13 protein-coding genes and 1 pseudogene are annotated in these 11,316 nt (G+C 64.8%); 11 read left to right on the top strand and 3 right to left on the bottom strand.

Translation table 11 applies throughout. From position 1 onward, the window contains the following. Positions 1-69 precede the first annotated feature (69 nt). From ACVWZ5_RS11790 to ACVWZ5_RS11775, 4 genes are all read left to right on the top strand, one after another. The gene (locus ACVWZ5_RS11790) at positions 70-477 is read left to right on the top strand and encodes a hypothetical protein (protein WP_143514960.1); all 408 of its coding nucleotides are present in this window, start codon (positions 70-72) and stop codon (positions 475-477) included. Positions 478-516: 39 nt separating this feature from the next. Continuing rightward, complete coding sequence (locus ACVWZ5_RS11785; RefSeq protein WP_258800360.1) at positions 517-957, top strand: SMI1/KNR4 family protein; 441 nt, start codon at positions 517-519, stop codon at positions 955-957. Between the two features lie 104 nt (positions 958-1,061). After that, a complete protein-coding gene (locus ACVWZ5_RS11780) occupies positions 1,062-1,466 on the top strand; it encodes a hypothetical protein (RefSeq protein ID WP_028691123.1) in 405 nt (134 codons plus the stop codon). Between the two features lie 91 nt (positions 1,467-1,557). After that, positions 1,558-2,484 (top strand): DMT family transporter, encoded by a 927-nt coding sequence (locus ACVWZ5_RS11775; RefSeq protein WP_280071372.1) that lies wholly within the window; start codon positions 1,558-1,560, stop codon positions 2,482-2,484. An 87-nt stretch (positions 2,485-2,571) separates the two neighbouring features. On the opposite strand, the gene ACVWZ5_RS11770 is transcribed toward ACVWZ5_RS11775, so the two are convergent. Further along, a complete protein-coding gene (locus ACVWZ5_RS11770; RefSeq protein WP_186600157.1) occupies positions 2,572-3,735 on the bottom strand; it encodes an MFS transporter in 1,164 nt (387 codons plus the stop codon). 106 nt (positions 3,736-3,841) lie between these two features. On the opposite strand from ACVWZ5_RS11770, the gene ptrR reads away from it, so the two are divergent. Then, complete coding sequence (gene ptrR, locus ACVWZ5_RS11765; RefSeq protein WP_457340623.1) at positions 3,842-4,735, top strand: putrescine utilization regulator PtrR; 894 nt, start codon at positions 3,842-3,844, stop codon at positions 4,733-4,735. 124 nt (positions 4,736-4,859) lie between these two features. Beyond that, positions 4,860-4,988: a PA1414 family protein gene (locus tag ACVWZ5_RS11760; RefSeq protein ID WP_256206021.1), complete on the top strand. Its 129-nt coding sequence runs from the start codon at positions 4,860-4,862 to the stop codon at positions 4,986-4,988. A gap of 70 nt (positions 4,989-5,058) precedes the next feature. Here the strand turns inward: ACVWZ5_RS11760 and ACVWZ5_RS11755 are convergent, their stop codons facing one another. Then, complete coding sequence (locus ACVWZ5_RS11755) at positions 5,059-6,438, bottom strand: sodium:solute symporter (protein ID WP_062574809.1); 1,380 nt, start codon at positions 6,436-6,438, stop codon at positions 5,059-5,061. A gap of 168 nt (positions 6,439-6,606) precedes the next feature. Beyond that, positions 6,607-7,557 (bottom strand): agmatinase, encoded by a 951-nt coding sequence (gene speB / locus ACVWZ5_RS11750; protein ID WP_062574808.1) that lies wholly within the window; start codon positions 7,555-7,557, stop codon positions 6,607-6,609. Positions 7,558-7,783: 226 nt separating this feature from the next. On the opposite strand from speB, the gene ACVWZ5_RS11745 reads away from it, so the two are divergent. The 5 genes and pseudogenes from ACVWZ5_RS11745 to ACVWZ5_RS11725 all read left to right on the top strand — a co-directional run bounded on the left by ACVWZ5_RS11745 (position 7,784) and on the right by ACVWZ5_RS11725 (position 11,255). Then, complete coding sequence (locus ACVWZ5_RS11745) at positions 7,784-8,677, top strand: LysR family transcriptional regulator (protein ID WP_028691117.1); 894 nt, start codon at positions 7,784-7,786, stop codon at positions 8,675-8,677. A 98-nt stretch (positions 8,678-8,775) separates the two neighbouring features. After that, positions 8,776-9,120, top strand: a pseudogene (locus tag ACVWZ5_RS11740) (PAS domain-containing protein); the annotation flags it as partial. Positions 9,121-9,354: 234 nt separating this feature from the next. After that, on the top strand, positions 9,355-10,383 hold the full coding sequence (locus ACVWZ5_RS11735; protein ID WP_371263157.1) for a methyl-accepting chemotaxis protein: 1,029 nt from the start codon (positions 9,355-9,357) through the stop codon (positions 10,381-10,383). A gap of 150 nt (positions 10,384-10,533) precedes the next feature. Beyond that, a complete protein-coding gene (locus tag ACVWZ5_RS11730; protein ID WP_457340622.1) occupies positions 10,534-11,133 on the top strand; it encodes a tRNA-uridine aminocarboxypropyltransferase in 600 nt (199 codons plus the stop codon). Then, a complete protein-coding gene (locus tag ACVWZ5_RS11725) occupies positions 11,130-11,255 on the top strand; it encodes a hypothetical protein (RefSeq protein WP_257722094.1) in 126 nt (41 codons plus the stop codon). The genes ACVWZ5_RS11730 and ACVWZ5_RS11725 overlap by 4 nt, the downstream gene beginning before the upstream one ends. Positions 11,256-11,316: the final 61 nt, after the last annotated feature.

Below are 11,316 nucleotides of genomic sequence, written 5' to 3'. Positions count from 1 at the left end.
TTGAATTCTTCAGGGTAACGCTGACGACTCATGGCACCTCCTATTTGGGCCTCATTATGAGGCTTGGAGGTGTCTACGAAACCAGGGGCGATTCAAAGTGGTTTTACGGTGGACTTGTATTCGGCTTGGCGCTGGCAAGGAAGAGACAAGGCTTTCGTTCTGGATGAGCTGTTGCGTGATCTCGAAGAGCGAGGAATCTACAGTGAAGCCAGCCTAGCCTTTAACAAAGGATTCTTTGTCTATCACGCAGTCGAAGGTTCCCGGGAGGGAGAGGACTTCCCCGTTGGGTTTGATGGCCCTACGAGTATGGGAGACTACTTCAGGTTTCTGGTGCCAGGGGAGTATGCATCGATTGAAGATTTTCCAGAGAGCCTGAGAGCAGGAATTGTCGTCTCTCAAACCTTGGATTTCAATTCGAAACAAGTGTTGAGTGGGAAATGTATCAACGAGTATTTTTACGATTTGTATAGGTGCTAAGCCCGGGGCAAAAAGCATGTTCGCCACCCCGGCGTTGTCGTGATCGAGTTTCGGCTGATTCGTGAAATGGAAGGAGCAGTCGTGGACAGGTATGAAGATCTGCAGCCGGACAAGGCATCCGGCCTGCTTGCAAAACTGAAGACAGTCAATGCGCAGGTGCTCGCGGCACTGACTGCCGATCATTCGCAAGTGCCGGCCGATTATGTTGCCTTCATGAAGGAGCTTGGCTGGGGTGAAGTGGGTAAGGCTGCCTACATGTTGTATGAGGGCCTGCTGACGCCAGACCAGATCTACGATGAAGATGATGAACTCCCCCTGGACGGCATCCTCCTGTTCGGGGATGACATGCAGGGGTACTGCTCGGGGTTCGATACGAACAATGGCTGGGTGGTTGTCGATATCGACCCGGTAAGCCGTGAAGCGCATCAAGTGGCGGACAGTTTCTCCGAGTACATACGTGAAATGCTGAACGACTTTTAGCCGTCGAGGAGCAATGGGGTGGCCTCGGTTTCTGATTGAACACCTGGCAACCTCTGTCAGTCCCACGCTGTGTACCTACTTGTCCACAGCAGGAGGCTTACCCCATGAGCACATACGACTGGGACCTGATCGAACGCTTGCTGCACGAAGTGCAGAACGGCGCCGGTCACAGTTTCACGCCACGCCCCTATGCCGAGCAGCATGCTGCCGCGCTGGCCGCCGATGGCGAGGCGCCGGGCGATCTGAACCAGCTCAAGGCCCAGGCCTGCGAGTACGAAAAGATCCTCTTGGAACGGGGTTTCATCGAGAGCCGGCCTGAAGCGGAAGGCGGCAACGGCGAGAATTTCGTTCTCAGCCCGCGCGGTTCGCGCCTGCTCAGCCTGATCGACAGCAGCATTCCGGGCTTCGAACACCCACGCCAGGTGCTCGATGAACAGGCCGATGCGCTGGACGAAGCCACCTTCGAGCACGTCTCGGCCAAGGCGCAGATCGCCGGCGGGTCAATTTAGACTGGCATCGGCGAGGCCGGTCCCCCGATAATCGGGATCCATTCTCACTGCCGAGCCTTGCCATGTCGTTCAACCCGCTGAGGGGCCGCCCATGACCGCGGTCCGCAAGAACCCCGACGCCTTCGCCTTCCAGGTCATGCTGGGGCTGTGCCTGATCTGGGGCTGCCAGCAGGTGCTGATCAAATCCGCTGCCGTGGACATTGCACCGGTCATGCAGGCGGCGTTTCGCAATGGCATCGCCGCGCTGCTGGTGGGGCTGCTGGTATGCTGGCGGGGTGGCTGGAGCCAGGTGGGCAGCACCTGGCGCGCCGGGTTGCTGGCCGGCGCGCTGTTCGGCCTGGAGTTCCTGTTCATCGCCGAGGGGCTGAAGCTGACCTCGGCTGCGCACATGTCGGTGTTCCTCTACACCGCGCCGATCTTCACCGCCCTGGGGCTGCATTTCATGATGCCCAGCGAACGGCTGCGGCTGTTGCAGTGGCTGGGCATCCTGCTGGCCTTCGGGGGGATTGCCCTGGCCTTCGCCGGTGGGGTTTCCCTCGAACACCTCGATGGACGCATGTTGCTGGGCGATGCCATGGCGATCCTGGCAGGCCTGGCCTGGGGCGCGACCACGGTGGTGGTGCGCGGCTCGCGCCTGTCCGAGGCGCCGGCGACCCTGACCCTGTTCTACCAGCTGGCGGTGGGGTTTGTCGGGCTGGTGCTGATCGCCCTGGTGAGCGGGCAGATCGGCGATTTCTCGCTGACCCCGCTGGCGGTGGGCAGTGTGCTGTTCCAGGGGATCGTGGTGTCGTTCGTCAGCTACCTGACCTGGTTCTGGTTGCTGCGCAAATACCTGGCCTCGAACCTGGCGGTGTTTTCGTTCATCACGCCGTTGTTCGGGGTGACCTTCGGCGTGCTGCTGCTGGATGAGCCGCTGAGCCTGAACTTCGTTATCGGTGCGGTGATGGTACTGCTCGGGGTGGTCATGGTCAGCGCCGAGGCGTGGGTGCGGCAGCAGTTGCGCAAGCTGGTGGGGTAGGCGTTAGACGGGGCCGGCCCTATCGCGGGGCAAGCCCGCTCCCACGAGGACTGTAGGTGCTTGCCCCGCCATAGGGCCTGTATTCCTTCAGCCTGCCGGACGCAGGCTGGCACAGGCTTGTGAGCGTGAGGAGCCCTTGGCCAAGATCCCGGCCAATCCCATCCCTGCCGCCGCCAACACCAACGCTGGCTGTAATCCACCACTGAAATGGCTGCTCAACGCCGCCAGCAACGGCCCGCTCAACTGCCCCAGGGCAAAGCACGCGGTCAGCAACCCGGCATTGCGCTGTGTGGCATGGGGCGCCAGCTCTCGCGAGCGCTGCATCACCAGTTGCATGCAGGCCAGGAACGGCCCGCCGCACAGCAGCACGCCCAATGCCAGACCGATGCCGCCACCGAGCAGGCAGGCCAGTACGCCGAGCCCTTGCAGCCACAGGGTGGTGGTCAGCCAGGCAGAGGTCCGCCCAGGGCGGCGCAGGCTGACGATGGCCACGCCGAGCGCCGATGCCAATCCGAACGCGGGCCAGAACAGGTCGGCTTGCCACTGCCCATGGAACTGCTGGCTGGCCATCTGCGACAGGAAGGTGGCCGGCAGGATGTAGCCGATCCCGTAGAGCGCATAGACCAGTCCCAGCCGTCCGATGCCGGTGCCATGGCCTTGTTCGTTGACGGCCGCAGGCGTGGCGGCGGGCTCCAGCGCCCGTGGCAGCCACGGTAGCACCGCCAGCAGCATGACCAGCGCGGCGACGCCATAGACCAGCCACAGGGCGGCAGAATCCAGCCCCAGCAGGTGCGCACCCAGGGCCAGCACGCCCGTCACCGCGATGCCGACGCCGGGCCCGGCGAACACCAGCGCACCGAGGCGCTGGCGGCCATGGGCGCTGGCCAGTTGCTGGCTGAGGCTGGCGATCATCACCAGTACCCAGGCGCTGGCCACGCCGGTGCCGAAGCGCAGCAGCAGGTGGCTCCAGAAACCGTCGGCGGCCCACGAGGCCAGGGTCAGCAGCACGCACAGCCACAACCCCCCATGCAGGCGCAGGCGCACCTGGGCGGGCTGGCGGGCGAACATGGCGTCCACCGCGCCGAGGAAGTAGCCCAGGTAGTTGGCGGCGGCTACCAGGCCGCCGGCGGTGAGGTCGAACTGGCCCTCGGCGATCAGTCGGGGCAGTTGTGGCGTGAGGGCAAAGCGGCCGATGCCCATGGCCATCATCAGCGCCACGGCGCTGGCCAGCAGTTGCACGATGGGTGACATGGAAAGTCTCCTGCACGAAGGGATGCGATGGATGGCAGGGTAGGACTCATTGACTTTCAATAAAATTGAATAATGATGATCAAGTTGTTCTGTTTTGGAGAATCCTATGGAGTTCAGCCAACTGCGCATCTTCCAGGCCGTGGCCGAGGAGGGCTCGGTGACCCGCGCCGCCGAGCGATTGCACCGGGTGCCGTCGAACCTGTCGACGCGCCTGCGCCAGCTCGAGGAGCAACTGGGGGTGGAGTTGTTCCTGCGCGAGCGCCAGCGCTTGCAGCTGTCGCCGGCCGGCAAGGTGCTGCTGGACTACGCCCACCGCCTGTCCAACCTGCGCGATGAGGCCCTGGCCGCGGTGCAGGGCGGCCAGCCGGCGGGGGATTTCGTGCTGGGCACCATGTACAGCACGGCAGCCATTCATTTGCCGGCGCTGCTGGCGCGCTACCACCAGGCCTACCCGGCGGTTAACCTGCAAGTGCAGGCGGCGCCCAGTGCCGAGCTGCTGGAAGGGGTGCTCAGCCATCGGCTGGACGCGGCGCTGGTGGACGGCCCGCTCAACCTGGCCGGGCTCGATGGCGTGCCGTTGTGCGAGGAAACCCTGGTGCTGATCACCAGCCCCGAGCACCCGGTGGTACACAGTGCCAGGGATGTCGCCGGCAAGGCGGTGTTCACCTTCCGCCAGGGCTGCTCGTACCGCATGCGCCTGGAAGCCTGGTACGCCCATGCCCACACACCCATGGGGCGGGTCATGGAGATCGAGTCGTACCAGAGCATGCTGGCCTGTGTGATCGCCGGGGCCGGGGTGGCGTTGATGGCGCAGTCCATGCTCGACAGCCTGCCGGGTCGCGAGCAGGTGCGGGCGCATCGGCTGCAGGCGCCGTTCGACCAGGCGATGACCTGGCTGATGTGGCGCCAGGGAAAACGCGGGGCGAATCTGCAGGCCTGGATCGACTTGCAACAAAGCGAAACGATTAACCGACCGTCGGAAGCTGCCGTCTGCGCTTGATCCGGGTCAAAATCGCCCCTATGTGTAGGAACAGAGGCATGCGCAATACAGGACATAGGTCTATGATCTGTATGACGCATCGCAAGTTTGATTGACCGTGAGGCTGACCCGTCAAGGGGGCACTATGAACGAACGCATGTACAACTGGCTCCATGACCTCGCCGTCGCCCTGGGGCTGCTCCCGCCACCGCTGCAGCCGGTGCCGATCCCGACCGACGAAGAACAGCGCAAGCGCCAGCCGCGTCGGCGCTGACCCCTGACAAAAAGGCCGCCGCATCTTATCGATGCGGCGGCCTTTTGCGTTGTTGCCCCGGGATCTGGCCTCAGGCCAGGTTCACCGTCGCCACCGGCTTGCGCGAAGCCAGGCTGACCACCACGAAGCTCACCAGGCCGATGGCCAGGCTGTAGTAGATCGGCGAGTTGGCTTCCAGGCCGTCCTTGAACATGAACAACAGCGCGGTGCCGAAGCCCAGCGACATGCTGGCGATGGCCCCGGCGGTGGTCGCGCGTTTCCAGAAGATCGCGCCGATCAGCGGGATCAGCATGCCGCCCACCAGCAGGTTGTAGGCCAGGGTCAGGGCGCTGATCACATCGTTCACTGCCAGTGCGATACCCAGCACCACCAGGCCGGTGAGCAGGGTGAACAGGCGGTTGATGCCCAGGCTCGACTGCTTGCCGCCGCGCAGCTTGGGCAGCAGGTCTTCGGTCAGGGTGGTCGAGGCGGCCAGCAGGCCCGCGCTGGCGGTGGACATCATCGCGGCCAGGGCGGCGGCCATCAGCAGGCCACGGATGCCCTCGGGCAACTGGCCCTTGATCATCTCGGCGAAGGCGTTGTTCGGGTTGGCCAGGTCCGGCATCAGCACGTGGGCGGCCATGCCGATCAGGGCGCAGGCCAGGCCGTACAGCACGCAGTAGATACCGGCGGTGGTGCCGGCGCGCTGGCAGACCTTCTCGTCACGGGCGGTGAACACGCGCTGCCAGATATCCTGGCCGATCAGGATGCCGAAGAAGTAGATCAGGAAGTAGGTGATGATGGTGTCCCAGCCGATGGTGGTCCAGCTGAAGCTGGCCGCCGGCAGCTTGGCCACCAGGGCGTCCCAGCCGCCGGCCTTGTACAGGCACACCGGCAGCAGGATGAACATCAGGCCCACGGTCTTGATGACGAACTGGACGATGTCGGTCAGGGTCAGCGACCACATGCCGCCGATGGTCGAATACACCACCACCACGCCGCCGCCGAACAGCAGCGCCATCCAGAACGGCACGTCGAGCAGCACCTGCAGCACGGTGCCCATGGCCAGGGTCGAGGTCACCGCGATCATCAGCGCGTAGGCGAGCATGATCGCCGCGCTGGCCTGGCGGGCCATCGGGTTGTAGCGGCGCTCCAGTACCTGGGTGACGGTGAAGATTTTCAGGCGCAGCAGCGGCTTGGCCAGGAACAGGTTGAGGGCGATGATCCCCAGGCCCAGGGCGGCGCACAGCCAGAAGCCGGAAATGCCGTGGACGTAGCCCAGGCGCACGGTGCCGACGGTGGAGGCGCCACCGAGCACGGTGGTGGCCATGGTGCCCATGTACAGGGTCGGGCCGAGGTTGCGCCCGGCCACCAGGTAGTCTTCGTGGGTCTTTGCGCGCCGCATGCCGTACCAGCCGAGGCCGAGCATGCCGGCGGCATAGATCAGTACAACGATGATGTCCAAGGCCATTGGGGGTCTCCCGATTATCTTTATTATGGCGAGATCGGCCGTCCGGACGCGGCAAGGCGCCCGGCGGTCCTGTCATGTGTTGGCGGGCCTCTATGGCCCTCCCGAATGGCTCCTGCCGGGGTCAAGCAATCGATTGCAGCGCCCCTGTAAACGGGCGGTACTCGGCGGTTAGCGGCGTACCACGCCCGGCAGCACGCAGAGCATTTCGAACAGCAGGTTGGCGCCCAGCAGCGAGGTGTTGCCGGTGGTGTCGTACGGTGGGGAGACTTCGACCAGGTCGCAGCCGATCAGGTCCAGGCCGTGGCAGCCGCGGATGATCTCCATCGCCTGGATGGTGGTCAAGCCGCCGATCTCCGGGGTACCGGTGCCAGGCGCCCAGGCCGGGTCGATGCCGTCGATGTCGAACGACAGGTACACCGGGCCGCCACCGACTTTCTCGCGCACTTCGGCCATCAGCGGCTCCAGCGACTTGTGCCAGCATTCTTCGGCCTGGACCACACGGAAGCCCTGGCGACGGCTCCAGTTGAAGTCGTCGGCGGTGTAGCCCTGGGCGCGCAGGCCGATCTGCACCACGCGGTCGCAATCGAGCAGGCCCTCTTCCACGGCGCGGCGGAAGGTGGTGCCATGGGCGATCTTCTCGCCGAACATGTGGTCGTTGACGTCGGCGTGGGCGTCGATGTGCACCAGGCCGATCTTGCCGTGCTTCTTGTGCAGGGCACGCAGGATCGGCAGGGTGATGGTGTGGTCGCCACCGAGGGTCAGCGGGATGACATTGTGCTCGACGATTTCGTCGTAGGCCTCTTCGATGATGCGCACGGCGTCCAGCAGGTTGAAGGTGTTGATCGCCACGTCACCGATGTCGGCCACCGACAGCGAGTCGAACGGGGCGGCGCCGGTGGCCATGTTGTACGGGCGGATCATCACTGACTCGGCACGGATCTGCCGTGGGCCGAAGCGGGTACCCGAGCGCAGCGAGGTGCCGATGTCCAGGGGCACGCCGATGAACGCGGCGTCGAGCCCTTCGGCGCTCTGCAGGTGGGGGAGTCGGAGCATGGTGGCGATGCCGCCGAAACGCGGCATTTCGTTGCCGCCCAGTGGTTGGTGGAGAATCTTGTCCACGGTGGGCCTCATCAGTCGGTCGATTGTTCTGTTTGTTCGAACCTGTGCCGCCGCGCGCCTCGTTGCTCTGGTTGTGCCGGCGGGCAGGGACATTTCGCCGCAGTCTGCGCAAGGTAGTGCCCGGGAAGAATCGCTACCGACAAAAACTTACTTCAGGAATTTCTGAACTATCGGTGCGCGGCCGGGTTAGACTCAGGCCATTTCCAGCCCACGGACCCGTTGCCCCATGGCCTCATCGCTGCCCGACCTGAAACTGCTGCGCATCTTTGCCAGCGTGGTGCGTCACCAGGGCTTCGCCAACGCCCAGCGCGACCTCAACCTGTCGACCTCGGCCATCAGCACCTACATGAGCCAGCTGGAAAGCGCCCTGGGCATCGTGCTCTGCCACCGAGGCCGTGGCGGTTTCAGCCTGACCAGCAAGGGCGAGCTGTTTCATCAGGAGACCCTGCGCCTGCTGGGGGAACTGGATGGCTTCGAGCAGTATGCGGCGGCGCTCAAGGGCGAATTGCGCGGCACCCTCAACCTGGGGGTGATCGACTCCACCGTGGGCGACCGCGCCCTGCCGCTGGCGGAGGCCATCGGCGCCTATAGCCAGGAACACCCGGCGGTACACCTGCACCTGTCGGTGTCCAGCCCTTACGAACTGCAATTGGGCGTGCAGGACAACCGCCTGGACCTGGCCATCGGCGCGTTTTCATCGCGCATGAGTGGCCTGGTCTACCAGCCGTTGTACCGCGAGCAGCACTGGCTGTATTGCAGCAGCCGTCACGCGCTGTTCGGCGAGCGACGGATCCCGGAGCCGGTGATTACCCAACAGCGCATGGTCGGGCGTGGCTACTGGAGCCAGGCGGAGCTGGCCCGGCACGGTTTCAAGCACAGCGCCGCCACCGTGGAGAGCATGGAAGCGCAACTGATTCTGATTCTCTCCGGCGCCTACATTGGCTACCTGCCCGAGCACTACGCCCAGGCCTGGGTCGACAAGGGCGACCTGCGCGTGCTGTCGCCGGCGACCTTCGGCTACCAGGCGCCGTTTTCCCTGATCATCCGCCGTGGCCGGAGCCGGGAACCCTTGATCCAGACGTTCCGTGACCTGCTCAAGAGCCAGCTCAATGTGGGCTGATCCAGGTCGCTTTCAGCACATTCCGTCAGGTCGGGTAAATTTCCTACGAAAGTTGACCGCTCACGTGATGGCCTTCTGCTAAATATCTACTTGCTTTGATGATTTTCCCACTCATCTGGATAAGCAAGGGATCGCCAACGATGCGCATGAATTTGCCCGTCACCGAGCACGAAAGAACCTTTCCCCAAGACCAGCGGCTGATCTCCACCACCGACCTGAACAGTCGCATTACCTATTGCAACGACGCCTTCGTGGCCATCAGCGGTTTCACCTACGACGAACTGGTCGGCCAGCCGCACAATCTGGTGCGTCATCCTGACATGCCGCCGGCGGTCTTCGGGCATATGTGGGACACCATCAAGCAAGGCAAACCCTGGATGGGCGTGGTCAAGAACCGCGCCAAGAACGGCGACTTCTACTGGGTCAGCGCCTACGTCACGGCGGTCTACGAGAACGGCCGCATCAGCGGCTACGAGTCGGTGCGCTCGGTGCCGACCCGGGAGCAGATCCGCCGGGCCGAGAACTTGTACGCCCGCCTGCGGGCAGGGCGCTCGCCGGTACCGCTGGCGGCGCGCCTGTGGCATGGGATCGGCCATGGCTGGCCGCTGATCGGTGCAGGCTTACTGTCGGCCGCCGCCTACCTGTGGCTGCCCCCCTACGCGGCACTGGGTGTGCTGATGGCCAGCCTGCTGGCGGCCTGGTACGTGGTCGAGCACCGGCAGAACCAGTCGATCCGGCGCACCCTGCAGGAGCACCCCAAGGCCTTCACCAGCCCGCTGGTGGCGCTGACCTACAGCGACAACCCCGGGCTGCAGGGCCAGCTCGACCTGGCGATCATCAGCGAGGAGGCGCGCCTGCAGACCGCGCTGACCCGCTTGGTGGATGCCGGTGTCGGGGTCAAGTCGCGAGCCGCGCAGTCCGCCGACCTGTCCGATGCCCAGGCGCAGATGCTCGACCGCCAGCGCAGCGAGACCGACCAGTCGGCCACCGCCATCGCGCAGATGGCGGCGACCATCCAGCAGGTCACCCATAACGTGCAGAGCACCGCCCATGCCGCCAGCGACGCCGACCAGCTGGCCCAGCAGGGCAGCGACCTGGCGCAGCAGAGCCTGCGTGCCATGGGCAGCATGAGCGAGGCGGTGAGCGACATCGGCCAGGCGGTCAACGCCCTGGCCGAGCAGACGCAGTCGATCGGCAGCGTGGTGGATGTGATCACCTCGATTGCCGAGCAGACCAACCTGCTGGCGCTCAATGCCGCCATCGAGGCGGCGCGGGCCGGCGAGCAGGGCCGGGGTTTCGCCGTGGTGGCGGACGAAGTGCGTTCGCTGGCGCAGCGGACCCGCGCCTCGACCGAGGAGATCCACCACATCATCTCCACCCTGCGCTCCGGTGCCGACCGCGCGGTGGCCAGCGCCAGCCGCGGCCAGCAGATCTCCAGCGACAGCGTGCACAGCGTCGAGGCGGTGCAGGCGGCGTTGTCGGGGATCGCCCAGGCGGTCAGTCGCATCACCGGCATGAGCCAACAGATGGCCACGGCGTCCGAGCAGCAGAGCCATGTCGCCGAGGATATCAACCAGCAGATCGTGCGCATCGCCCATTTGTGCGACGAAAGCGCGGGGCAGGCCAGGCAGGGGGCCGAGATCAGCCAGGACCTGGAGCGCATGGCGGAGTACCTGCACAGCCTGGCGGAGCGGTTCAACCGCTGAAGTTGGACTGTGTGAGCGGTGCGTGGGAGCGGGCTTGCCCCGCGATTGCGGCGCCGGCTTTGTCTCGGGACAAGCCCGTTCCCACGAATGTCTCGCAGCAACCCGGGGATGGCAGCCCTGTGGCAAACTACCCGCCCCAAGGAGCCCCCCATGCCCAGACCCCGCTGCGAGCGTTGCCAGCGTCCGCTCGCCCATTGCCTTTGCCCACTGATCCCGCACCTGGACAGCCGCACCCGTGTGGTCGTGCTGCAGCACCCCAGCGAGACCGCCCATGCCCTGAACACCGCACGCCTGGCAGTCCTTGGGCTGGTCAACGCCGAGCTGCGGATCGGCGAGGTGTTCGACGACCTGCACACGCTGCTGGCCACGCCGGGCTATCGACCCGCGTTGCTGTTCCCCGGTGATGAAGCCGAGGTCCTGCAAGGCTATGGTCAAGACGTCGACCTGCCGCTGATGCTGATCGTGCCGGATGGCACCTGGCGCAAGGCGCGCAAGATGCTGTACCTGAACCCGCTGCTCGAGGCGCTGCCGCGGGTGGCGCTGGGCAACGTCCCCCCCTCGCGCTACCGGCTGCGCAAGGCACCGGAACCAGGGGCCTTGTCGACCCTGGAGGCGGTGGTGCAGGCGTTGAATGTGTTGGAGGCGCCGAGCGGCTTCGCTGCTTTGTTGAGGCCTTTCGAAGCGCTGATCGAGAGGCAGATCAGCGCGATGGGGCAGGAGACGTTCGAACGTAATCATGGCGAAAAGTGAGCACTACGCCGATCACCAGCACCCTGTTTTGGTTCACCGACAAGGGTGCGTTCGCCGGTGAAGCCCTGATCTGGGGCATGGCCGCCGCCTGCTGCGACCCGTGCACACCTCGTCCCGCCTGAGGTGCCGTGTTTCCGGCACTGCTATTGCTAGGTCAACCATGCATCGATAACGGACAAGCAT

The sequence above is a fragment of the Pseudomonas sp. TE6283 genome (genome assembly GCF_054060555.1).
Note: the sequence above shows the minus strand (reverse complement) of the source record. Positions and strands in the feature narration are given on the sequence as shown.